The organism is Aminobacterium mobile DSM 12262, from assembly GCF_000526395.1.
GTDB classification, from domain to species: domain Bacteria; phylum Synergistota; class Synergistia; order Synergistales; family Aminobacteriaceae; genus Aminobacterium; species Aminobacterium mobile.
Window position 1 is genome coordinate 1,032,693 of sequence record NZ_JAFZ01000001.1, and the last position, 22,999, is coordinate 1,055,691.

The 22,999-nt window shown below is 45.4% G+C and carries 21 protein-coding genes and 1 other annotated feature; of the genes, 11 read left to right on the forward strand and 10 right to left on the reverse strand.

The genetic code is table 11. The annotated features are described in order from the left end of the window. The first annotated feature begins 3 nt into the window (after nucleotides 1-3). From K360_RS0104985 to K360_RS0105030, 9 genes are all read left to right on the forward strand, one after another. Entirely contained in the window at nucleotides 4-609 is a 606-nt protein-coding gene (locus K360_RS0104985) for a site-2 protease family protein (protein ID WP_024822084.1), read from the forward strand. A 27-nt stretch (nucleotides 610-636) separates the two neighbouring features. Further along, a complete protein-coding gene (gene surE / locus K360_RS0104990) occupies nucleotides 637-1,419 on the forward strand; it encodes a 5'/3'-nucleotidase SurE (protein WP_024822085.1) in 783 nt (260 codons plus the stop codon). Between the two features lie 68 nt (nucleotides 1,420-1,487). Continuing rightward, nucleotides 1,488-1,712 (forward strand) — a binding site (T-box leader). 54 nt (nucleotides 1,713-1,766) lie between these two features. Next, on the forward strand, nucleotides 1,767-2,984 hold the full coding sequence (locus tag K360_RS0105000; RefSeq protein WP_024822086.1) for an argininosuccinate synthase: 1,218 nt from the start codon (nucleotides 1,767-1,769) through the stop codon (nucleotides 2,982-2,984). Between the two features lie 46 nt (nucleotides 2,985-3,030). Next, a complete protein-coding gene (locus tag K360_RS0105005) occupies nucleotides 3,031-3,798 on the forward strand; it encodes a transporter substrate-binding domain-containing protein (RefSeq protein WP_024822087.1) in 768 nt (255 codons plus the stop codon). A 157-nt stretch (nucleotides 3,799-3,955) separates the two neighbouring features. After that, on the forward strand, nucleotides 3,956-4,156 hold the full coding sequence (locus K360_RS0105010) for a hypothetical protein (RefSeq protein ID WP_024822088.1): 201 nt from the start codon (nucleotides 3,956-3,958) through the stop codon (nucleotides 4,154-4,156). Nucleotides 4,157-4,412: 256 nt separating this feature from the next. Continuing rightward, nucleotides 4,413-6,581, forward strand: coding sequence for a TolC family protein (locus K360_RS0105015; protein WP_024822089.1), 2,169 nt, complete (start codon nucleotides 4,413-4,415; stop codon nucleotides 6,579-6,581). After that, nucleotides 6,578-7,627, forward strand: a complete 1,050-nt coding sequence (locus tag K360_RS0105020) for an HlyD family secretion protein (protein WP_024822090.1) — start codon at nucleotides 6,578-6,580, stop codon at nucleotides 7,625-7,627. Before K360_RS0105015 ends, K360_RS0105020 begins: the two co-directional genes overlap by 4 nt. After that, on the forward strand, nucleotides 7,621-9,042 hold the full coding sequence (locus K360_RS10565; protein ID WP_024822091.1) for a TackOD1 domain-containing metal-binding protein: 1,422 nt from the start codon (nucleotides 7,621-7,623) through the stop codon (nucleotides 9,040-9,042). The genes K360_RS0105020 and K360_RS10565 overlap by 7 nt, the downstream gene beginning before the upstream one ends. Beyond that, nucleotides 9,042-10,376, forward strand: coding sequence for a glycosyltransferase family 2 protein (locus K360_RS0105030; RefSeq protein ID WP_024822092.1), 1,335 nt, complete (start codon nucleotides 9,042-9,044; stop codon nucleotides 10,374-10,376). Before K360_RS10565 ends, K360_RS0105030 begins: the two co-directional genes overlap by 1 nt. Nucleotides 10,377-10,473: 97 nt before the next feature. On the opposite strand, the gene purE is transcribed toward K360_RS0105030, so the two are convergent. From purE to purC, 10 genes are read right to left on the reverse strand one after another with little or no spacing between them, the layout of a single operon-like run. Continuing rightward, entirely contained in the window at nucleotides 10,474-11,010 is a 537-nt protein-coding gene (gene purE, locus K360_RS0105035) for a 5-(carboxyamino)imidazole ribonucleotide mutase (protein ID WP_024822093.1), read from the reverse strand. 18 nt (nucleotides 11,011-11,028) lie between these two features. Continuing rightward, nucleotides 11,029-12,303, reverse strand: coding sequence for a phosphoribosylamine--glycine ligase (gene purD, locus K360_RS0105040; protein ID WP_024822094.1), 1,275 nt, complete (start codon nucleotides 12,301-12,303; stop codon nucleotides 11,029-11,031). 15 nt (nucleotides 12,304-12,318) lie between these two features. Further along, nucleotides 12,319-13,848 carry a bifunctional phosphoribosylaminoimidazolecarboxamide formyltransferase/IMP cyclohydrolase gene (purH, locus tag K360_RS0105045; RefSeq protein ID WP_024822095.1) on the reverse strand — a complete coding sequence of 510 codons (1,530 nt, stop codon included), beginning with the start codon at nucleotides 13,846-13,848 and terminating at the stop codon, nucleotides 12,319-12,321. Continuing rightward, nucleotides 13,835-14,443: a phosphoribosylglycinamide formyltransferase gene (gene purN, locus K360_RS0105050; RefSeq protein WP_024822096.1), complete on the reverse strand. Its 609-nt coding sequence runs from the start codon at nucleotides 14,441-14,443 to the stop codon at nucleotides 13,835-13,837. The genes purH and purN overlap by 14 nt, the downstream gene beginning before the upstream one ends. After that, a complete protein-coding gene (gene purM / locus K360_RS0105055; RefSeq protein WP_024822097.1) occupies nucleotides 14,440-15,438 on the reverse strand; it encodes a phosphoribosylformylglycinamidine cyclo-ligase in 999 nt (332 codons plus the stop codon). The genes purN and purM overlap by 4 nt, the downstream gene beginning before the upstream one ends. Next, a complete protein-coding gene (purF, locus tag K360_RS0105060; RefSeq protein ID WP_024822098.1) occupies nucleotides 15,422-16,795 on the reverse strand; it encodes an amidophosphoribosyltransferase in 1,374 nt (457 codons plus the stop codon). The genes purM and purF overlap by 17 nt, the downstream gene beginning before the upstream one ends. Next, entirely contained in the window at nucleotides 16,796-18,949 is a 2,154-nt protein-coding gene (gene purL, locus K360_RS0105065) for a phosphoribosylformylglycinamidine synthase subunit PurL (RefSeq protein WP_024822099.1), read from the reverse strand. It lies immediately after the preceding gene. 1 nt (nucleotide 18,950) lies between these two features. Then, nucleotides 18,951-19,655, reverse strand: a complete 705-nt coding sequence (gene purQ / locus K360_RS0105070; protein ID WP_024822100.1) for a phosphoribosylformylglycinamidine synthase subunit PurQ — start codon at nucleotides 19,653-19,655, stop codon at nucleotides 18,951-18,953. 2 nt (nucleotides 19,656-19,657) lie between these two features. Continuing rightward, nucleotides 19,658-19,906, reverse strand: coding sequence for a phosphoribosylformylglycinamidine synthase subunit PurS (gene purS / locus K360_RS0105075; RefSeq protein WP_024822101.1), 249 nt, complete (start codon nucleotides 19,904-19,906; stop codon nucleotides 19,658-19,660). Next, a complete protein-coding gene (gene purC / locus K360_RS0105080; protein ID WP_024822102.1) occupies nucleotides 19,906-20,625 on the reverse strand; it encodes a phosphoribosylaminoimidazolesuccinocarboxamide synthase in 720 nt (239 codons plus the stop codon). Before purC ends, purS begins: the two co-directional genes overlap by 1 nt. Nucleotides 20,626-20,725: 100 nt before the next feature. Here purC and K360_RS0105085 point away from each other — a divergent pair, with 100 nt between their 5' ends. Both K360_RS0105085 and lepA read left to right on the forward strand, forming a co-directional pair. Next, complete coding sequence (locus K360_RS0105085; protein ID WP_024822103.1) at nucleotides 20,726-21,016, forward strand: hypothetical protein; 291 nt, start codon at nucleotides 20,726-20,728, stop codon at nucleotides 21,014-21,016. A gap of 162 nt (nucleotides 21,017-21,178) precedes the next feature. Then, on the forward strand, nucleotides 21,179-22,990 hold the full coding sequence (lepA, locus tag K360_RS0105090) for a translation elongation factor 4 (RefSeq protein ID WP_024822104.1): 1,812 nt from the start codon (nucleotides 21,179-21,181) through the stop codon (nucleotides 22,988-22,990). Nucleotides 22,991-22,999 lie beyond the last annotated feature (9 nt).

A 22,999-nucleotide genomic window follows, 5' to 3' on the forward strand; every position in this document is an offset into this window, starting at 1 on the left:
GGGATGTTCCGTTTTCCACCTATTGCTGAATTATTGTTGAGTTTGCCTGCTATATTGTGGGCTATAACCTTTCATGAATTTTGTCATGGTTATGTAGCGTACCTTCTTGGAGATCCTACAGCAGAGAGAGCTGGGAGGTTATCTCTTAATCCCTTAGCGCACTTAGACCCTATTGGAGCTCTTATGCTCCTTTTCTTCAGATTTGGATGGGCGAAACCTGTTCCTATTGACCCAAGATATTTTAAAAACCCTCGACGGGATATAGTTCTTGTTTCCCTTGCTGGAGCAGCTGGTAACTTGGCAAGCGCCATGTTTTGCGGTCTTTTAGTACGGCTTTTTCCTTATTTCTTTCTTGGGAATCCAGCTTTACGCCTTTTCATGTTCCTCATGGTAGCTATAAATGTGGGACTCGCGGTGTTTAATCTTATCCCTATTCCTCCTCTCGATGGTTCAAAAATACTCTATTACTTCTTACCGCCCCGTTGGATTGAAAAATATTTTTGGCTTGAACGCTATGGTTTTATTATTCTCATGGTCCTTTTGGGGTTAGGTATTATCCCGGCTATTATGAGCCCCATTTCTTATGCCATCATACGATGGATTCTTTAAGTGTATTGATGAGAGGAGAAGAAGTATTTGAATATCCTATTGACTAATGACGATGGAATCTATGCCCCAGGCCTTATGGCTTTGGCCAAACATTTAGCATCGAAAGGTTTCTTATGGTCTGTAGTAGCGCCAGATAGAGAGAGAAGCAGTGTCGGTCATGCCATTACTTTAACGAGACCTCTTCGTTTGTGGAATATTGATCAGAGTCCATATATTCCGGGGCAAAAGGTTTATGCTTGTGACGGTACTCCTTCCGATTGCGTTGTATTGGGAGTTGAGGAGGTTCAAAGTGAGACTGATATGGTTATTTCAGGCATTAACAATGGGCCTAACGTAGGAGATGATCTTACCTATTCTGGCACAGTCTCTGCGGCTATGGAAGGTGTTATCCTGGGTCGTCGTGCTATCGCCGTATCCCTGAATTGCAGTAGTCGAGATAGCGAATGTCATTATGAAACAGCGGCTATTGTAGTGGAGAAAGTGCTGGCAGTTTTAGAGGAAGAGCCTCTTCCCGAAGGGGTGTTACTCAATATTAATGTTCCTAATCTTCCGATCGCCATGTTAAAAGGAATCAAAGTAACAAGAAAAGGAGTCCGGCTTTATGAGGGGAAAGTGACGAAACTGGAAGATCCTAAGGGGCATGTTTATTTTTGGATTTCAGGTCAGCCGGAGGATCAGCTGGTAGAAGGCTGCGATGTCTGGGCTCTTGCCAACGGCTATGTCTCTATTACACCTGTTCATATGGACATGACCCATTACCCATCTCTTGAGCGGTATTCAGGGAATGGCCTTGAAAAAATAAACTTTTAGGTACTTTTTAAAAAAATAGTTGACAGAAGTTCATTGTCGTGTATAATGCTTCTCATACAAAAAAGCATGATACGGCAATGAAAGGGAAGAGTATTCTCCAAACACACCTACAGAGAGAGAAGGCCGGAGGCTGAGAGTCTTCTTGGAATGTGAAGGAGAAGAATAGAACCCTAGAGCTGATCTCGAAGAAAGATCCCCATGGGGAATCAAGTAGAGATGTTAAGGAGAGGACAAAAGGATTTTCCCCTTTTGTCAACGTGGGTGGCACCGCGGGTTACAAGCCCGTCCCTCTTAAAAAGAGGGACGGGCTTGTTTGTTTTTGAGACATTAAGGGAGGAGAACAGAATATGGGAGAGAAGAAGGTTGTTTTAGCATACAGTGGAGGATTAGATACTTCTGTTGCTGCTATGTGGCTGACAGAACAGGGATATGAGGTCATTACCATGACAGCTGACGTGGGGCAATCTGTAGATCTGGAGAAAGCCAAAAATAAGGCTTTACATAGTGGTGCCTCTAAAGCCTACGTTATGGATCTTAAGAAGGAGTTTGTAAAGGAATTTGTGTGGCCAGCGTTGAAGGCAAATGCTCTATATCAGGGAACCTATCCTCTTAATTCGGCTCTCTCGCGCCCTCTTATAGCAAAGGCTATGGCGGCGGTGGCAAAAAAAGAGAATGCAGGCGCTGTTGCTCATGGATGTACAGGTAAAGGACAGGATCAGGTGCGAATGGAGGTATGTACTAATGCATTAAACCCTGAACTTGTCGTGTTGGCTCCTGTTCGAGATTGGCACTTTAGTCGAGAAGCTGAAATGGAGTATGCACAGGCCCACGGAATTCCTGTCTTGGCTACTACTGCATCTCCATACAGTATTGATGAAAACCTATGGGGACGTTCCATTGAGTGCGGCATTTTAGAGGATCCCTGGAATGAACCCCCTTCTGATGCCTATATCCTCACAGTGGATCCGTGGAATGCTCCAGATCATCAAGAGTTTGTGGAGATATCATTTGAAAAGGGAATTCCAGTAGCATTGAATGGAGAAAAAATGGATGGGATTGCGTTGATTCAGTCTTTAAACAATCTTGCAGGGAAACACGGTGTAGGACGTATCGATATGATCGAAGATCGTCTCGTAGGATTTAAGAGCCGAGAGGTTTACGAGTGTCCTGCCGCCATAACTTTAATTACAGCCCATAAAGCTCTTGAAACGTTAACTTTAGATAAGAAAGTGCTTGCGGCTAAAAAGGAAATGGAGACAAAGTTTGCGGAACTCACATACGAGGGCTATTGGTATTCCCCTCTGAAAGAATCTATTGATTCTTTTATAAACACGACGCAAGAATATGTAAATGGAGTTGTGAAAGTTCGACTTTACAAAGGGCAAGCAGTTGTTCGAGGCATGAAGTCTCCCAGTTCGATCTATCAAATGAATATAGCTACTTACTCAGAGGGAGATGTTTTTGATCATCAGGCAGCGGTTGGGTTCATTAAAATATGGGGATTACCGCTGAAGACGTGGAAACAGGTTCATAAAGATAAAATGCCCATAGAGATTTTTCAGTAATTATGTAGTAAAGATTTTTTTCATAAATAGAGAGGAGTGACGATAGATGAAAAAAAACAGTTGGGTATTTGTTCTGTTGGTGACAGTGGTTGTTTTATGGGGTGGATTTGCACAGGCTGCATCAGTTATGGAGAAAGATACTATTGTTGCGGGTACGTCAGGTTCCTATCCGCCTTTTGAGTTTCATGATAAGACGGGAGCTCTTGTAGGGTTCGATATTGATTTGGCCAACGAAGTAGGGAAAAGGCTGGGTAAGAAAGTTGAATGGGTAGATATGGCCTTTGATGGTGTTATCCCATCTCTTTTAACAGGAAAAATTGATATGATAGCCGCTGCTCTCAGCATTACGGAGGAACGAAGCAAAAAGGTGGCTTTCTCTCAACCCTATATGGTAAGTCTCAGTGCTTTTGTACTGCCTACAAATAGCCCTGATGTAAATGGCATGGAGGATTTAAAGGGGAAAAGCGTAGCAGTACAGCTAGCTACGACACAGGATGTGTTTATCTCCGAGGTTGCGGATGTAACGGTGAAGCGCTTCCCTAAACTTAACGATGCTGTGCGAGAAGTAGCCCTAAAACGGGCTGACGCCTCTCTCATGGATGAAACGGTGGCAGAAACCTATATAAATAGTGAAGAATTTAAAGGACAACTTAAAAAATCTTTTACAGTTGAGCTGAAAGGGGCAAAACAGGCTTTGGCTGTAAGCCAAGAAGAGCCTCTTTTCCTTGAAGCTATAAATGAAGTCCTGACAAAACTTGATGAGGAAGGGTTTATTGCAGAACTTCATAAGAAATGGAATACGAAAAAAGAGTAGATTTTGGAAGGTAAAACAATAGAGTAGAGAGTGTGAAATATGGCCTGCTAATTTTTTAGTTAGCAGGCTTTTGCTTTTTGGCAAAGAGCTTTATACGGTGTACAATTATTGTTAATATTTAAAAAATAGTCGCCTAAGAAGGGAGACAGATTTTAGAATGCCAGAACGAAAACCGCTTACTACAAGGGGCAAGGTATTAGCCGTACTTACTGTATTTGTCATGGTGGTGTTTAGTTTTACAGCCCTCGTTGGACGAGAAAAAGTAGGGCTCTTCTTTCAAGGTCGCCTGCGCTATTTTTGGATTGCAGTTATTCTGGGTATTGGCTATTTTGCTACTCATGATAGGGGGAGAAGGTAAACTCAGGGAACGAAGCATCCATTGAGAGGTCGTTTTTTGTTCACCATAGAGTTCGTTTCAGGGATATGAATACCCTTAAGTTTGAACATTAACATATGATTTCCTATCTACCATGTTCCGCCGTTTTAGCTTTATATGAAATATGTTACAATTTTGAGCGCATGGGTACGTTCTCAATTTTTATATAAGTGACTCTGCCTCTGCAGTGTCAGTATCAACTTGCAAGTTCCGATTTTTACATGGAGGTTCTATCAGTATGTTTTTGCTCAGAATAGCCTGTTTGGCGTGGGCTCTTTTATCGATAGCGACTTCTACTTTATATGGAAGCCAAAGTCTTTCCCTCCCTTCTCTGGCAGAGTTGGAAAACATGGTCGAACAAGGGCCAGAAGTTCTGTCTTCTATGGCGGCTTTGGCGCGGGATGAACATATAGAACACCTTGTACGTCAGAGAAGTGGCCCTAAGTTTTTTGCTGGAATATCTTATGGTTATAGCGATGAACCAGAGTCTGAAACCGCCGAAGAACGAATTTCCTATAATAAAGTTACTGCTCGAGCAGGCGTTTCCTTCCCCATTTTAGGTACATGGACCAAAGAGAAAATAGAGATCCTTCAAAGTGAGCTTCGAACTTTAGAGGGACGAATTTTGGCAGAGCGAACCAGAGAGATGAATCTGATTTCTCTTAGAAAGGCTTATATGGTCTTGTGGGGGGAGGGGCAGAAACGCCGTCTCTTATCTGATTTCTTGAAGAGTCGAGAAGCGACAGAGGCCCTCTTGTCGAAGAGGGTAAGAGAAGGGTTTCTTTTAGAGGCGGATCGACTGGAGTTTTTGTCTGTCTATGATGTAGCTCTTCGAGACGTGGCCGCTTCCTCTCGGATGGAAACACAGGCCCTTCAGGTTATTCGATTGGCTACAGGGCAGTCTTGGCAGGTGACCGAAGAAGTTCCATTCCCAACTCTCCCGGGGTGGGATTATAAGAAGAGGCGCCCTTTAGGAGTGGCCCATCTCACTAATGTGAGATACAACAATAGAGTTTTGGATATTTATGGTCGCATTCTCGAGATCACAAAAAAAATTGATCGGGATGGAACTGTAGAATTTGGTGCTACCGCTGGTCGAGATTTCCCTGGGACTTCCGGGGCAGGAGTTTCCATCCGACTTACAGTAGAAGAACCCTTCGCTTCTTTAAGGGCAAAAAAGGATGAGGCTAGATTAGCTGCTCAAGCAGATTTAGAGCGACATAGAGCCGAAGAGCTGAAGGAACGCCTTCGCCTTGAAGGGGAGTTGGAAGACGCCTTATCTTTGCTGGAGTACGGTTCTCGATCTGTTCAGGCCGGAATAGCAAAAGTGCAAGCTTCCACAGAGGCCGTAAGAGTGCATCACCTCCGCTATGATCGTATTGGTGGAGATGCTTTTGAGAAACTTGAAGAGAGTCGCTATGCCCATCTCCGTGCTGCTCTGGAATTAGTGGATGCCCAAATACTGGTTCTTCAGGCTGCTTCTGAGCTGGTTCGTTTTTTCCCTGAAGGAGAGGTCCAGAGAGGATGTCCTTTATCTATGCTAGGCCTTGATAAGCCTCTTGCGAGTTTGCCGAAGTCGCCAGTCGCAATGATTTCCTCTCCAGAGCAAGATGTTCAGACATCTACAATTCTGACACCATCAAGGAAGAATACTTCAGTTTATGTGTGGAATGCGGCTCCCTTCCTCAAGAGCGAGACGAGGCATAGAGAACTGAAAAAACTTCAACAAGCGGGATTCTGTCGAATATTGCTCTCTTTTGATGGACAGGAGATCCGCTCTTTTAGCACGAATAATTCCCGGTTATCTCTCATGGCCTTTTTAGAACAGGCAACGTACATGGGAATTCAAGTTGATCTTTTGCTTGGCGATCCTACCTGGATTTTGCCAGAGCATCGAATGGAGCTTGTTCAACTAATCCGTTTCTTTGCCCCCTTCCCTTTTAAGGGGGTTCACGTAGATTTAGAGCCAGATTCTCTTCCTGGTGCTGCGTCTAAGAGGTCTGAGCTTGCTCTGGAATTGCTCCAAACGTTGAAGGTTGTTCGAGATAATACAGATCTTCCTCTATCTCTTTCTGTCCATCCTCGTTATTTGGAGGGGGAGTTAGGAGAAATTATGGGGCGAGGGTTAGTGGCGTTGTCTATGGAGGACGTAGCAGTGATGTTTTATTCCACCAACGTGGATATGGTGACAGATCGATTTGGAGCCCTTCTTAAAAAATACCCGGATCTTCCATTACTTTTAGCACAAAGTGTGGAGTCTATTTTATCTCCCCGCGAAAGCTATGCCACCTTAGGACGGGATATTCTATGGAGTCGAATTGCCTATTACAACGGAGTGTTCCAAGAAGAGAACTACCGGGGTGTGGTTGTTCAGGCTTGGAAAGATTATGAGGAGATGGTCCGATGAAAGTGCGGTTTACTTCTGGGAAGAGTCGAGATCCCTTTCAGGAAAAAGGGGTACGAATTCCTTATGCTCCAGCTAGAAGAACTTTTCCGCGGTGGCGATGGTATTTTGTTGTGTTGCTGGTCTCTAGCCCCTTGCTGTTTTTTATAGCCAAGGTAAGTGTAGGGGTGTTTTGGGCTACATCTCCTGGGGTGATCTTTATGGAGAAAACCCCGATTAACAGCCCAACATCTGGAGTTTTAATGGAGGTTCATCTTCGAGAAGGCCAGCATATAGCATTGGGAGACGTGATGGCTAAAGTAGCGGATCCTACGCTGGAGATGAAAAGAGCCCCTCTGACAGCAGAAAGAAAAGTCTTGATGGATTATGCGAGCCGTCACATTTCTACTGAACCCTTCAGGGATGCTTTGGTTTTAGCGGAGAGAGTTTTGAAAGAAGAAAAAGCTTATCGATCTAAGATTCAGGAACTTGTTAATGCTGGAGCAGCTACAAAGGCTGACCTCAACGAGGCTCAGAAGAGGGTACTTCGAGCTGAATCTGATGTGATTAAGGCAAAAATAGATCTGAATTTAGCATTGGCTCCCTCTGGAGAGTATAAATCTCAACAGGTTAGATTGGCGCAAATTGATGGAGAACTTGCTGCTATGGCAGATATTATGGGTGGGGTAGCTTTAGCGTCTCCCGTGTCAGGAGTTGTCTTGGCTGTTTTTGCTGTTGTGAACCAAGCCTTGGCTCAGGGGGCTCCTTTAGCGGTAGTGGCTGACCCTCAAACTGCATCTATAGTTACCTTCCTGAACCCTAAAGATCTCGGATTCGTAGAGAAGGGTAAGAAAGTCCGAATACGTTTCCCTGAAGGAACGATGGTGGAGGCTTTCCCTGTGGGGAGACCTACTCTAGCCGAGCCTGCGCCATTGTCTCTTTCAAAACCTCTGACAGAGATTCGTCAGACAGTACGGGTTACCCTCAGTACACGTTCTCCCATTCCGGAGGCCTTTTTGGTGGAGGGGCTTCCTGTAACTGTTCATTGGGGAGGGAGATGGCCGTGGTAGTTGCTTTTACCAGTGAGGAAGGTGTCATATCTATGGAAGAGATCCGGCTTCTTCGGTTTGTCAACTGCGGCAATATTTCTTTTGCGCCTCAAGATGGGGTTATAGATGTAGATACGCTGGAAGATCTGGTTGCTAAAATACGATCTGTTCATGGAGTTATTCTAGATGGGGACTTTTCTAAAGAGACTGTTTTAATGGCGGTCAAGGAGATCAGAAAGATCCCAGAAACCTGTTATTTGCCTGTGTTTTGCTCTCCATCTCTGGATTCCGATTCTGCGCTCTTTACCGATGGGGCTATAAAGTCTTTAGATCAAGCTTGGGAAAAGACGGCAGATATGTGGGGGAAATTGAATGAAGTGGACCGGGGAAGCTTGGAGCTGAGCAGAGATTTTCGTCTTTTGGCCTATTTGGCTCTTCGACAAGAGGGACTGAATCCCTTGCTACAGCCTTTTACCTGCGACGCATATAGGTATCCCATTGCAGAGTTCTTGGGTGGTGAGAGCGAGACGAGGCAATGGCTTCGAAATTTGAGGGATAGAGGTTTGTTGTCACAAGGACCTTTGATTGACCGCATACGCTCGTGCCCCAAGTGCCAATGTACTCATCTCAATTATATCGACGTTTGCCCCAATTGTGGGAGTATCGATATTGTTCCCAAAGAGTTTATTCACTGTTTTACTTGTGGCAGGGTGGGGCCGGTAGATGATTTTCTCCAGGAGAATGGTTATCGTTGTCCTTTCTGTGGTACTCACCTTCGTCATTTAGGTTCGGATTACGATCATCCTTTAGAGAGTTTTTTGTGCAACGATTGCGGACATAAATTCATAGAGGCCCATGTTGTTGTGGATTGCCTCAGTTGCCAAACGAGGTCAGATCCAGAGGAACTTCTCGTAAATACAATTCATGGTTACCGAATATCAGAGAAAGGGCGAGCTGCAGCTAGGGTTGGGTCCATTGATGATGTATATGCTCTTCTAGATCGGCTGAACTACGTTATTCCCGCGTATTTTAACCAACTTTTAGATTGGATGATTTTGTTGAACCGTCGCTACCCGGATCAAACTTTCTCTGTGATAGGTGTTCGGTTTGTAAATTTAATTCAGGTTTCCGAAAAACTAGGCCGTCATAGAGCTTCTCAAATTGTGGACGCATTAGCGGAGCGGCTTAGGCAGCTTATTCGAAATACTGATGTTACGACCAGGACAGCTACTGGTATATTATTGCTTCTTTTGCCTATGACAGATGAAGCAGGGGCATCTGTAGTGGGTGGCCGGATATTAGAGTTAGTCAATTTAGCAGAAACGTCACCTAAGCCCCAATTCCAACTGGTAGCATTCTCTTCATCTCAGAATATGAGAGAGGGGGAGAGCGCTTCATCTTTACTTGCCAGAATTTTAGGGGAACTTGAGTCCTGATGCTAATACCTGAGCCGTTTTTCCAAATTATTGCTCTGGTTTTAGAAGCTCCTTTGGTCTCTGAGACGTGGGAAATAATTCTCAGATTCATTCCTTTTGTCCTTTTTCTGGAAATGCCTGTCTATCTGCTAATTTTGATGGGAGTACTTCGTTACGGTTTACTTCGGATGAACGAAGTTCCTTGGAGAAGCAGTTACTATCCTTCTGTCTCCTGTCTAATAACGTGTTACAGTGAGGGAGAGGCGGTGCAACAGACTATTCGTTCTCTGTCCAGACAGTTATATCCTGGTCGGATCCAGATTGTGCCTATTATAGACGGTGCTGCGGCTAATAAAGAGACTTACAGTGCGGCTTTGTCTATGAAAGGCGAAGTGGATCGGCTTCCCAACCGAGTTTTAAAGGTGGTACCAAAGTGGCAAAGAGGTGGCAGAGTGTCGGCTCTCAATACGGGAATGAACTTTGCTGATGGTGAAATAATCATGGCTTTGGATGGCGACACATCTTTCGACAATGACATGGTAGAACGTGCCACCAGACATTTTGAGAATCCCACGGTCGGATGTGTAGCTGGGTGTCTTCGGGTACGAAATGTGAGGGCCAGCTTAGTTACCAGACTTCAAGCGATAGAATATTTTTTCTCTATTCAGGCTGCCAAAACAGGACTTAGCGCTTTTGGGCTGGTCAACAATATCTCGGGGGCTTTTGGAGTTTTTCGCCGTTCCGTTTTAGAGCTGATTGGCGGGTGGGATGCCGGAACTGCTGAGGATCTGGATATTACACTGCGAGTGAAGAATTATTTGGGTCGATATCATTGTTTTCGCATTGTTTTTGATCCTGAAGCCATGGGTTTTACCCATGTCCCAGATACATTTAGGGACTTTTTCAAACAGAGGCTTCGTTGGGATGGAGATCTGTCGTTTATGTACTTCCGAAAGCATTGGCGAACCTTTTCACCACGATTAGTGGGGTGGAAAAATTTTATAGCCTTGCTCTGGACAGGACTCTTGTTTCAAGTGGTGATGCCCGTGGTCGTTGTCATTTATACTGCGTATCTCTTTATAGCTTATCCCTTGGGCGTTGTAGCTGGAACTATGGCTTTAGTGTATTTGTTTTACCTCGCGGCAATGGTGATTCTCTTCCTCGTTTTTGTCCTCCTACTCTCAGAAAGGCCGAGGCAGGACCTGTTACTGGTATTTTGGCTTCCTCTGGTTCCTATTTTTGCCTTTGCCAATCGAATTCATGGTGCTTTTTCAGCGTTGTGGGAGATATTTGGCCTTGGACATCAAGATACAAATATGGCTCCATGGTGGGTTACCAAAAAGAGTAAATTTTAAGATTTGAGATGCCTGTGCTTTTGTATAGATGCAATAAAAGACAGGACAGCTCCGGAACGTAAAGATATTTTCTCGAAACTGTCCTATATTGTTTGCATTATTGTTCTTGGAAAGCTTCTGAAGGGGCTACTGGCAGGTCGACTATTGTTTGTCGAGCATTGCGTACTTTTTCGGCTTCTGAGGCAGTGTATTGAGCCAGATTTTCACGAAGCTCTTTATTATTGATGGCAAGAATTCTCAATGCGAGAAGAGCTGCGTTTTTTGCGCTGTCTATGCCTCCGGCAGCTACAGGAACGCCAGGAGGCATTTGTGCAATAGAAAGAAGGGCATCCAAGCCGCCTAAGGATCCCGCAGAAATAGGAACGCCGATAACGGGAAGTAATGTGTGAGCAGCCAAGACTCCCGGGAGGGCTGCAGATAGGCCTGCCAAGGCTATAATAACGCACAATCCTCGTTTTTCGGCGTTTTGCCCATATAGCGCCGCATCTTCAGGGGTTCTATGAGCTGAAGCTATGGTTATTTCAAAGGGAACGTGAAATTGTTCTAATATCTCTGCTGCTTTATGCGCGGCAGGCAAGTCTGATTTAGAACCTAAGACCAGACCTACAACTGGTGTCTGTTTGTTTGTGTCCATAAGCTTTTCTCTTCCTCCTTATATTCGGGCTTTTGCGGCAATATCCCGCCGATAGTGTGCACCTTCAAAGTGGATATATTTTACTCCCTCATAAGATCGTGCCAAAGCATCCTCTAATGAAAGGCCAAGTCCTACTATATTCAAAACTCTTCCGCCATTCGTAACTGTTTCTCCTCCTTGATTTAAAGATGTACCGCTATGGAAAAGAAGGACATTCCTTAACGCGGCTGCTTCATGAAGCCCTGAGATGGGAAGCCCTTTTTTGTAAGGGCCAGGGTATCCTTCAGACGATATAACTACGTCTACGGCCCATCCATTTGCTACTATAGGGGGAAGAGTAGAAAGTGCGCCTGTACTGGCAGACATAGCTAATTGAGCGAAGTCTACGTTAAGGACCGGGAGAATAACCTGGGCTTCAGGGTCTCCGAAACGCACATTATATTCTACGACGCGGGGCTTATAGTGAGAGTCGATCATGAGCCCAAAATAAAGGACGCCACAATATGGTATCCCTTCCTTCTTGAGTCCTTCAAATGTTGGAGAAATAACCTCCTTCTCAATTCGTTCCATTAGGGAGGATCCAGCCCAGGGAACAGGACAATATGCCCCCATTCCTCCAGTATTGGGCCCCTTGTCATTATCATAGACCCTTTTATGATCCTGGCTTGGAGGCAAGATGCGATACTCTTTCCCATCACTGACACAAAGGACAGTGAGCTCAAGGCCAGGCATATAGTCTTCCACTATTATCTTTTCTCCAGCAGCACCTAATGTCTTTTTTACGAGGAGATCTGAAATTATGCTTTGAGCGTCTTCTAAATTGTCGACTACAAAAGCTCCTTTTCCTGCAGCGAGGCCGTCGGCTTTTATAACGTACGGTGCGTGACGCTTTTTCAGGGCCTCCATCCCTTCTTCCAAAGTTGTACACAAGTGAAAAGGAGCGGTGGGAATGTTCCATCGGCTCATAAACTGTTTAGCAAAAGCCTTGCTTCCCTCCAGGGCTGCTCCGGTTTTCCCGGGGCCAAACACTGTAAATCCATTGTTTCGCAGAGAATCGGCGGCTCCTTTTACAAGGGGGGCCTCTGGACCAATAATGATAAGGTCAGGGTCTATTTGTGTAGCGAGATCGAGAATTTCTTCTGTTCCCTCACTATGGACAGAGTGAAGAAATGCAACTCCTCGCATACCAGCGTTGCCTGGAGCCACATGAATTTCCTCTACGAGTTTAGATTTTGAGAGGGCCCATACCAGAGCATGTTCTCGCCCACCTCCGCCTATAACAAGGACTTTCATGGGCTATTCCCTCCTTTAATGACGAAATGTTCGCCAGCCACTAATGAACATGGAGATTCCAAGTTCTTGGGCTTTCGCGAAAACCTCATCGTCTCGAACAGATCCGCCAGGCTGTATAATGGCCGTTATTCCAGCCTTTGCTGCAGATTCTACTCCGTCAGGGAAGGGAAAGAATGCGTCACTGGCCATTACAGCTTCTTTAGCTCTCTCTTGGGCCTGATGGGTCGCGAAGTCTACTGCAAAAACGCGACTACAGAATCCCATGCCTATTCCTACGGCTTCGCCGTCTTTTACTATAGCCACTGCGTTGCTTTTTGACAGATATGCTACTTTCCAGGCGAGAAGGAGATCATCCCAAAGGTCTTCGCGTTTCGGTCCAATCCATGTGCCTTTATCAGGATTCGGAATAGGTGGAAGCATGTCTTTTTGTACAAGGAATCCACTCCAAGTGCTGGTTACTTGCCAGGGGAACACACGGCCTCCTTGCCATTTCAAGATGCGAAGAGAAGGTTTCTCTTGTTTTAAGAAAGCGAGGGCCTCTTGAGAAATATCTGGAGTAAGAATTACTTCCGTAAAGTGTTGAGCGATAGAGCGCGCCGTATTCATATCAAGAGGGCGTGAAAATCCTACAACACCGCCAAATGCCGAAAGAGGGTCGCAGCGGAAGGCTTTTTCGTAGGCTTCTTTCGATGTTTTCCCGTAAGCCATGCCACAGGGGGTGGTGTGTTTGATAACTAAGGCTCCAGGAGCGTCCTGGAGAAGGGCGGCTCCTCTCATGGCACAATCAAGATCGAGAATGTTGTTATACGAGAGAGGCTTTCCTGCAAGCTGTTCCCATGGCAGCTCTTCCAGGCGGGGAAGATAAAGAGCCGCTTCTTGATGGGGATTTTCCCCGTAACGTAAGGTCTGTACTTCTTTTAAGGGTATGGATAGTTCTTTGCGAAATTCTGTGGTAGCTCCCAGTTCTTGGGAGAGACCATCGAAAATAGCACCATCATAGGCAGCAGTGTGAGCAAAAGCCTTCAATGCCAGATTTTGCCGGGTAGGAAGAGTTACGTCACTTTCAGCGTCCAGTTCTTCCAGCACACGAGAGTAGTCTTCCGGGTCTGTGAGTATAATAACGTGAGGATAATTTTTAGCCCCGGCTCGAATAAGAGTTACTCCGCCTATGTCTATGTTCTCTAAAAGTTCATCTATATGGGCCCTTTTTTTAGCGACTTCTTCGAAGGGATACAGGTTGCAAACGACCATGGAAATAAGGGGGATGTTGTATTGTTCAACATCTTTTATGTCTTCTTGAAGCTGGCGGCGTGCAAGAATGCCTCCGGAAATGAGGGGATGTAGAGTCTTAACTCGCCCTCCAAGAATATGGGGGAAACCAGTGAGGTCTGAAACCTCCAGAACCTCAACTCCTGCTTCCCGGAGCTTTGTGGCTGTACCAGAACTTGATACTATTTGCCATCCCCGCTCTATAAGATTTTTTGCAAAATCCACAATGCCCTTTTTATCAAAAACCGAAATGAGGGCTCTTTTAGTAGCTGTCATTAATGGCTCTCCTCCCGTCAAAAGAATATTGACCTTCTATTGCCTTTTTGAGGGTCTTCCAATAAAGATCATGTTCAGTCTCATGAATCTTCGTTGTGAGGCTGTCTAGCGTGTCCTCCTCTTTGATGACTATGGCTTTCTGGGCAAGAATAATGCCGGAATCCATGCCTCGATCTACAAGATGAATTGTTATCCCTGTTACTTTAACGCCGTATTCCCATGCATCCAAAATAGCTCTGTTCCCAGGGAAAGAGGGGAGAAGAGCAGGGTGGATATTAAGTATCTTTCCTTCCCATCTGTTTACAAACCATGGAGAGAGAATTCTCATAAAACCTGCCAGAACAATCCATTGGACATGATGAGAACGACACATTTCGTCAAGCACCCTTTCAGCTTCTTCCTTCCCCTTCTCTTTGTAAGGAAGAATTTCTGTCTTTATTCCCATGGCTTGTGCCAGGAGCAGCCCTTCCGCTTTTGATGTATCGCTGGCAATGAAGGGGATTTCACAGGAGAGGTCTCCTGACTCCTTCCGGTCTAACAGGGCTTTCATATTTGTCCCTTTGCCGGAAATTAAAATGGCAACTGATGCCGTCATGCCGAGACTACCTCTCCAAATACAATGGGAGATTCCCCTTCTTTTTTGAGAAAGGTGACAAGAGAATCTTTATCTTGAGGTGAAACAATAAAACAAAAACCGATGCCGAGGTTGAATACATGCCGCATTTCTTTCTCTTCTACGCCGGCATTGGCTATAAGGTTAAAAATAGCCGGCCTTTCCCATGCAGAAAAATCTAGGCGTAAAGTCAGTCCTGAAGGAAGAGCCCTCTGGATATTCTCTTCTAACCCACCGCCTGTAATGTGAGCCATTCCCCGTATCTCATGGTTTTCGAGTGCTTTCATGACAATACGAGGATAGAGGCGAGTTGGGCGTAGTAGGTTTTTTGCCAAAGATTCTTCGAGTTCTGGAAGGACTTCGTGGAGAGGCAGAGCTTTTGGCCCCTCTAGCAACGCTTTTCGTACAAGGGAAAAACCGTTGCTGTGAACTCCGGAGCTCGGTAGCCCCACAAGTATATCTCCTTTGGTAATATGACTTCCATTTATAACTGATCGAGAAGAGACCATGCCCACGGCAAAGCCAGCTACATCGAAGCCTGTTTTTGGATAGACGCCTGGCATTTCTGCTGTTTCTCCTCCAAGGAGTGCACAGCCGCTTTCTGTGCATGCTTCGGCCACACCCTGAACAATAGGTTCCAGTACGTGTTGATCAAGATAGCCACAGGCAATATAGTCGAGGAAAAATAGAGGGCGAGCGCCGCATGTAATGAGGTCGTTTACGTTCATGGCTACGAGGTCTTGTCCAAGTCCCTTGTAGTCGGAAGCAGCCTTGGCTACTTCAAGCTTCGTCCCCACCCCGTCACAGCATCCAGCTAAGAGGAGGTCTTCTGTAATGCGGTAGAGTCCGCTGAATCCCCCAATTCCCCCCACAACGTTAGGGTCTCGAGGTTGGGAATTGACAATGCGTCCAATTGTCTTTACCCATGCATTCCCGCTATTAATATCTACTCCAGCTTCTTTATAACTCCAAATCATCCGGCTCTTCTCCTTCCATATATTCCCCAGTAAAGCAGGCGGTACATAGTTCGCTCTTAGGAAGCCCAATGGCGGTTATAAGATCTTCTTCAGTAATATATTGCAATGAATCGGCTCCGATTTTCTTTTGCAATTCCTTTATATCCATTCGAGCCGCAGCCAGCTCGACTCGGCTTGGTGTATCGATTCCGTAGTAACAAGGGAAGCATACAGGAGGCGACGATATTCGCACGTGAATCTCTTGGGCGCCACAAGATCTGATCATCGCTATAATTCTCTGACTGGTAGTACCTCGAACAATAGAATCGTCGATAACGACTATTTTTCGGTCCTTAGTAAGTTCCGTAATGGGATTTAGTTTTATCCTGACCCCTAATTCGCGAACTCGTTGGGTAGGATCAATGAATGTTCGTCCTACATAACGATTTCTGACAATGGCTTTTTCGTAGGGGAGGCCGCTGCCTTCCGCAAAGCCCATAGAGGCTATAGTTCCGCTGTCTGGCATTCCCGTAACCATATGAGCACCTGGACACGGTGCGCGATGGGCAAGACAGTGCCCCAGAGCTTTTCGTACAGCATAAACAGATTTCCCTGCTAAAACGCTATCAGGCCTGGCAAAATAAACATACTCAAAAGAACACTGATAGTGTCGTTTTACCTGGACTGGTATTTTTATAGAGTGAAGTCCTTCTTTGTCTATAACCACTACTTCACCGGGAGAAACTTCTCGAATAACTTGAGCTCCCACCAGATCAAGGGCGCAGGTCTCTGACGAGATGTACGTAATATCCTCTCGCTGACCGAGAACGAGAGGTCGGAACCCCCAAGGGTCTCTTGCCGCTACGAGTGTGCCGTTAAGGATGATGGCGAGAGAATAAGCCCCTCTCAGTCGTCGCAACGAATCTATGAGAGCGTCGATAAAGGGTTTATGAGGTTGATGGGCCATAAGATGCAGCAAGACCTCTGTGTCAGTTTGAGAATGGAAAATAGCCCCTCTATTCTCAAGATACTGTTTTAGGGCTTCAGCATTGGTGATATTCCCATTATGGGCTACTGCCACAGATCCCTTCGAATTACTGGCAGTAAGAGGCTGGGCATTATTAATGTCCGAGCCTCCTGCAGTAGAGTAACGAACGTGGCCAATAGCGCAGTTCGTATTGATCTTTGCCAATTCGCTTTGATCGAGCGCAAGGTGTACGAGACCGTTCCCACGTTGGGAATGCATGGTATTATCACTGTTGATCCATGTAATGCCAGCCGATTCCTGCCCCCGATGTTGCAAGGCATAGAGGCCGAGATAGACGTCTTCTAGAACGGAGTGCCCATTATGAGAAAAAGCCCCAAAGACACCGCACATTTATTTCCCCTCCCACCTTTGGCGAAGAGCAGAAACAGAGATATGGAAAAGATTTTTGCATGTCAAGTCTTTCCCTCCCACAGCCCCTAGTTCCATTAGAGGGAATCCTTTCCACGTGGAAAGGAACTGGTCTACTTTTGATGAGGGCACGGCATAAATAGCTCGTGGTGATCCTTCCCCAAACAAAAACACATCGCCTCGTGTTGGGTATGAACAGGCAATGGTTGCTCCTATCCCTGATTCAATCGCCTCTTTGGCCAAGGCTATAGCCAGACCTCCACCGGCAATGGCTCGTCCACTTCGCGCAAGTCCCTCTCTAGCTGTTTGTAAAGCTCTGTCGCAAAAATCTTTTTCAGCTTCTGGTACAAATGGAAGAGGACGTCCAGATACTTTACCAGTGGTTTGAAGTACATATTGGCTCCCTGAAAGAGGAGGGTTCATTGCACCTACAAGGAAGAGTATGTCCCCTTCCTGCCATTGTCCGCTTGGAAGATATGAGGAATAAGAATCTATGACTCCTACTGTCCCTATTACTGGCGTCGGATAAATCCGCTGAGAAGAACTCTCATTGTAAAGGCTTACATTTCCAGACACTACAGGACATTCCAACTCCCGACAGCAGTCTGCCATCCCTTTTATAACTTGTTCGAGCTCCCAGTACTGTTCAGGTACTTCGGGGGACGGGAAATTGAGGCAATCTGTAAGTCCTAGAGGCAAGGCTCCTGCCACTGTCAAGGCTCGGATTGTTTTGGCCACACTCTCAGCACCCCCGCGATAGGGGTCGAGATAGCATTTCCACGGATCTGAATCCATAGCCATGGCTACAAGACGTTCCGTCCCTTTTACTCGTATTACGCTCACTGGGGCTCCTGGCCCTTGGACTGTGTTGGTTTGAACCATCTGATCATATTGTTGATAGATCCATTTTTTATCCCCTAAAGATGGAGTGCCTAAAAGATCAAGGATGGCTGTATTGAAGTTATTCGGCAGGGGAAGCTCTTCTATATGGAACTCCCATCTATTCTCCAGATTTTCAGGGCGTCGGGAAGGCCAGGATATTGAAGGGCAACGCTCTCCTATAAGAGAGGCTGGCATTTCTGCAACGATCTCTGAGCCCCACATAATCGTATATTGATCTCCCAGTACCGTTTCTCCAATATCAGTGCAGTCGAGTTCCCACTTCTTAGCAATAACTTCTACTTCTTCCTTATCCTTAGGTTCAACGATGAGGAGCATCCGTTCCTGAGACTCTGAAAGGGCTATTTCCCACGGAGTCATACCTTCTTCTCGAAGGAGAACTTTATCAAAGTGTAGAATCATTCCGACACCGCTTTTTGCAGCGATTTCGCTTGATGAAGACGTGATGCCAGCAGCTCCCATATCCTGCATGCTTACAATAAGTCCTTTGTCTCGAAGCTCAAGACAAGCTTCGATCAGCAGCTTCTCGGCGAAAGGGTCACCTATTTGGATGGATGGACGACTAGATTTCGTATCGTCAGATAGTTCTGCAGAGGCGAAAGCTGCGCCCGCTATACCATCTCGTCCCGTTTTAGAGCCGAGGATGAGAACCCGAAGACCAGGTTTGGCTGTTTGAGAGCTTACGAGGCTGTCTAGGCGTACAAGTCCGAGGTTAAATGCATTGACGAGGGGGTTGTCAGTGTAACAGGAATCATAAAGGGTCTTCCCGCCTACAGTTGGAACTCCTACTGCATTTCCATACCCCCCGATCCCTTCCACAATTCCATTGGCTAAAGTCCGCGTTCTGGGATTGTCGGGAGCACCAAAGAAGAGCCCGTCCATAGAAGCTACCGGTCTTGCTCCAAGAGCCAGAATATCGCGAATAATTCCGCCGACGCCAGTAGCTGCTCCTTGGTAGGGAGCAACGGCAGATGGGTGATTATGACTTTCTGCTTTAAATGCAACGCCCCATCCCTCGCCAATATTTACGACCCCGGCATTCTCGCCAGGTCCTAGTACTACAAACTCTCCTTTTATAGGGAAATTGCGAAGCAGATGTTTTGTAGATTTATAGCTGCAATGTTCTGACCACATGACCCCCATAATTCTCAATTCTGTTTCATTGGGCTCACGGCCAAGAACCTTCTTGAGTTCTTCGTATTCTTCTCGTCTAAGACCAGCTGCGCGATAATCCATATCAGACACCTTCCTTTGCAATCCAGGCTTCGATAGATTGCCATGTAAGAATTCCATCTGTACCACCAAGTATTTCTTCGCTGGCCCGTTCCGGGTGGGGCATTAAACCAAGAACATTTCCTTTTAAGTTTGTAATACCCGCAATGTCATGAAGAGAGCCGTTCGGATTGTATTCTTCCCCGCATTTCCCCTCAGGAGAAACGTAACGAAAAACAACTTGATTATTTTTTTCAAGCTCTTCTAACTCTTTGCTGGGAAGATAATAAAGGCCTTCATGATGAGCTATGGGAAATTGGACCACCTGTGCTTGCTTATAAAGGTTGGTAAAGGGGAGATCTGTACGTTCTACTTTGAGATAACATGGTTTGCAAATAAATCTCAAGTTTTTATTTGCGAGTAAGGTCCCGGGGAGAAGCCCCGCTTCTGTCAGAATTTGGAACCCGTTACAAATTCCGAGTACGAGCCCTCCATCTTCTGCAAATTCTTTTATTGACCCCATAATAGGGGAACGAGCTGCCATAGCACCAGTTCGTAAATAGTCTCCGTAAGAAAAACCACCAGGTAATACAACGAGATCCGTTTTTTCCGGAAGATTTTTTTCTCTATGCCACACTTTTTGAACATGGGCTTTAATCACGTGCTCCAAGGCATAAATGACGTCATGATCACAGTTGCTTCCAGGGAAAATAACCACACTTGCTTTCACGACTATTCCTCCACTGTAATTGAAAAATCTTCAATGAGTGAGTTGACTAAAAGATCGTCGCACATGGATTCTGCTTGCTTTCGGGCCTCTTCTACACTCTGAGCATTGATGGAAAGTTGAATATAACGTCCTATGCGAACATCCCTCAGATTTTTATACCCCATAGAAGCCAGGGAGCCAGCTACGGCTTTACCCTGACTGTCCAACACTCCATCTTTTAGATAAATTAGAATTTTTACATGAAATATCATTAGTGCCCCTCCTTTTCAGAAATTCGTCGCCATATTTCCTGATATGCCCCAAGAACATCGCCAAGATCTTTGCGGAATCTATCTTTGTCTAGTTTCTGCATGGTTGTTTTGTCCCAGAATCGGCAGGTATCTGGAGACATTTCATCAGCGAGGAACAAAATGCCATTGGAATCCACTCCAAACTCAAGCTTAAAATCTACAAGAATAATGCCTATGGCATCAAAATAAGCGCTCATGAGAGCGTTTACTTTGATGCTGGTCTCTTTCATGAATGTAATTTGTTCCTTAGAGGCCCATCCAAAAAGTTCAGCATGATCTTCTGTGATGAGGGGGTCGCCAAGCTGATCGCTTTTATAATAAAACTCCACTAGAGGACGGGGGAGCTTTACATTTTCAGGTACACCGAGTCTTTTACAGAGTGTTCCAGTTGTTATATTTCGGACGACAACTTCCACGGGAAGGATTCGTACTTTTTTTACGAGCTGATGCACATCGTCTATTTTTTTTATAAAATGGTTGGGAATGCCATTTTTATTCATATATTCAAAGAGAGCGGCACTGATGGAATTATTGAGAGACCCTTTCCCTTCAATAGAGCCCCTTTTTTGAGCGTTAAAAGCTGTGAGATCATTCTTATACTCGATTATAAGCGTGTCAGAATCGGATGTGGTAAACATTTTTTTTGCTTTACCTTCATATAATAGCTCTCTTTTTTCCATAGAAAGCACCTCCGGCAAAATTGTTATGCTTACATTATCGTGATAGTTTGTTTAAATGTCAATATAAAATTTCCCCCGGAATGAAGAAGGGAATGATACTATGTTAAAAGAGATGGAGGAATATATGCTATCCACTGCGCTCATTTTTGAGGGTAGGGCTGGCGTTCGTATGGGGATAGCAAAGTTTTGCCTCTATGTATGTGCCACCTTATTGACAAGGAGTATTGTTCGCCTTGGTTCGGGTTTTCAACCCGCAGTAGTTGTATTTTCGTCAAAACGATATGAATATGTGTGTTTCGCCTTTTCAGGTATAATTTCTCAGTATGAAGCTGTAGTTATAGCTGACGTACTTCTTAGGTTGGGTCCATTGGGTGGATTGGTTACTGGATAAATCTATATTGATGAGGGATGTTTTTTCGAGGTGTGACATGCCTGAGATCAATTATCCTGAGCTGTAAGTGATCTTTTTTCAATAGATGGCCCGTTGGATTGAGTTTTTTTATAGAGAATCTTGAGTCTTCGAAAAAGAAGAAGCGGAGGGAATTTTCCTAATATGGATCTTTCAAAAATTCGAAACTTTTGTATTATCGCCCACATCGATCATGGTAAGTCTACATTGGCCGATAGGCTCCTTGAATATACGGGAACAGTCGAAGGGCGTAAAATGCGGTCGCAGCTTCTCGACTCCCTTGATCTGGAGCGAGAACGCGGCATTACTATAAAACTGGTCCCGGTACGTATGAACTATCGCGCGTTAGATGGCCAGGAGTATGTTTTAAATCTCATTGATACTCCCGGACATGTAGACTTTACATATGAAGTTTCTCGTTCAATTGCTTCCTGTGAGGGAGCTCTTTTGGTTGTAGATGCCTCTCAAGGTGTGGAAGCACAGACGGTGGCTAATGCCTACATGGCTGTAGATCATAATCTCGAGATCATTCCTGTAATAAACAAGATAGATCTTCCATCGGCTCATCCAGAAACAGTGAAAGGCGAAATAGAAGAGGTAGTGGGCATTGATGCTGAAGATGCTATCCTGGCCAGTGCGAAAGAAGGAATTGGCATTCAGGATATTCTTGAACGGATAGTAGCATTAGTTCCAGCTCCCACTGGGGATGTAGATGGGGTTCTTCAAGCCCTGATTTTCGACTCTGTTTACGATAACTATCGTGGGGTCATTTGTTACGTTCGAGTGATGAACGGTACGCTGGAAGCCGGGCAGATGGTGAAGTTTATGGCTACGGGGTCTATGTATCAAATAGAGGAAGTTGGGGTATTCAAACCACTTCTTGAGCCTGTAGAGAGTCTTTCTGCTGGAGAGGTAGGTTACGTAGTTGCTAATATAAAAACAGTAGCAGAAGCCCATGTAGGAGATACAATTACAGATGGGAATAATCCATGTGCAATGGCTCTCCCAGGGTATAAAAAAGTTAAACCTGTTGTTTTTTGCGGTTTCTATCCGGTAGAGCGAGACGATTATCCTCAGCTTCGAGATGCGCTGGAAAAATTAACCCTCAACGATTCTTCAATTACCTTCGATCCAGAAACCTCTGTCGCATTGGGGTTCGGGTTTCGGTGCGGATTCCTGGGCCTTTTGCATATGGATGTAGCCAAGGAACGGCTGCGCAGAGAATTTGGAGTGGAACTCGTCGCTACAGCTCCCAACGTTGTCTATGAGATTACGCCCCAAAAAGGAGAGCCAATAGAAGCCCATCGTCCCTCGGATTTCCCGGATGTTTCTGAGATAGAAGAGGTGAGAGAGCCTATCATTCGCTTAACGAGCTTTCTTCCTTCAGAATATGTTGGGAAAGTTATGCAGCTCTGCCAAGATAAGCGAGGTACCTTTATCTCTATGGACTATCTCTCTCCAGAGCGGGTACGGTTAGTGTACGATCTGCCTCTGGCTGAATTTATTCTTGATTTTCATGACAAGCTCAAATCTCAGACTCGTGGGTTCGCCTCGCTGGATTATGAATATCGTGGTTTTAAAGCAGCTGACTTGGTGAGGGTAGATGTGTTGATCAACAACGAAGCGGCAGATGCCTTCTCTTTTATATGTCATAAGGATGCAGCCTATCATCGAGGGCAGGCAGTGGTTCGAAAGCTTAAGGAGCTCATTCCACGTCAACTTTTTGAGATCCCCATCCAGGCGTCCATAGGCAGGAGAGTCATTGTTCGTCAAAACGTAAAAGCCCTTCGTAAAGACGTGTTGGCCAAGTGCTACGGAGGAGATATTTCCCGAAAGAGGAAATTACTTGAGAAGCAGAAGGAAGGAAAAAAGAAGATGAAGCAGATAGGAAGAGTATCCATTCCTCAAGAGGCATTTCTAGCCTTCCTTAAAGTGGATGAGGAGGATGAACAATAACATCTTTAT

Bases quoted from the DNA above. Each gene is read 5' to 3' on its own strand.
- K360_RS0105085 (WP_024822103.1), top strand. From the start codon at position 20,726: ATGTTAAAAGAGATGGAGGAATATATGCTATCCACTGCGCTCATTTTT.
- K360_RS0104985 (WP_024822084.1), top strand. From the start codon at position 4: ATGTTCCGTTTTCCACCTATTGCTGAATTATTGTTGAGTTTGCCTGCT.
- purC (WP_024822102.1), bottom strand. From the start codon at position 20,625: ATGGAAAAAAGAGAGCTATTATATGAAGGTAAAGCAAAAAAAATGTTT.
- K360_RS0105020 (WP_024822090.1), top strand. From the start codon at position 6,578: ATGAAAGTGCGGTTTACTTCTGGGAAGAGTCGAGATCCCTTTCAGGAA.
- purN (WP_024822096.1), bottom strand. From the start codon at position 14,443: ATGACGGCATCAGTTGCCATTTTAATTTCCGGCAAAGGGACAAATATG.
- lepA (WP_024822104.1), top strand. From the start codon at position 21,179: ATGGATCTTTCAAAAATTCGAAACTTTTGTATTATCGCCCACATCGAT.
- K360_RS0105005 (WP_024822087.1), top strand. From the start codon at position 3,031: ATGAAAAAAAACAGTTGGGTATTTGTTCTGTTGGTGACAGTGGTTGTT.
- K360_RS0105000 (WP_024822086.1), top strand. From the start codon at position 1,767: ATGGGAGAGAAGAAGGTTGTTTTAGCATACAGTGGAGGATTAGATACT.
- purL (WP_024822099.1), bottom strand. From the start codon at position 18,949: ATGGATTATCGCGCAGCTGGTCTTAGACGAGAAGAATACGAAGAACTC.
- purM (WP_024822097.1), bottom strand. From the start codon at position 15,438: ATGATTTGGAGTTATAAAGAAGCTGGAGTAGATATTAATAGCGGGAAT.
- K360_RS0105015 (WP_024822089.1), top strand. From the start codon at position 4,413: ATGTTTTTGCTCAGAATAGCCTGTTTGGCGTGGGCTCTTTTATCGATA.
- purS (WP_024822101.1), bottom strand. From the start codon at position 19,906: ATGATATTTCATGTAAAAATTCTAATTTATCTAAAAGATGGAGTGTTG.
- purH (WP_024822095.1), bottom strand. From the start codon at position 13,848: ATGACAGCTACTAAAAGAGCCCTCATTTCGGTTTTTGATAAAAAGGGC.
- purF (WP_024822098.1), bottom strand. From the start codon at position 16,795: ATGTGCGGTGTCTTTGGGGCTTTTTCTCATAATGGGCACTCCGTTCTA.
- K360_RS0105010 (WP_024822088.1), top strand. From the start codon at position 3,956: ATGCCAGAACGAAAACCGCTTACTACAAGGGGCAAGGTATTAGCCGTA.
- purE (WP_024822093.1), bottom strand. From the start codon at position 11,010: ATGGACACAAACAAACAGACACCAGTTGTAGGTCTGGTCTTAGGTTCT.
- purD (WP_024822094.1), bottom strand. From the start codon at position 12,303: ATGAAAGTCCTTGTTATAGGCGGAGGTGGGCGAGAACATGCTCTGGTA.
- K360_RS0105030 (WP_024822092.1), top strand. From the start codon at position 9,042: ATGCTAATACCTGAGCCGTTTTTCCAAATTATTGCTCTGGTTTTAGAA.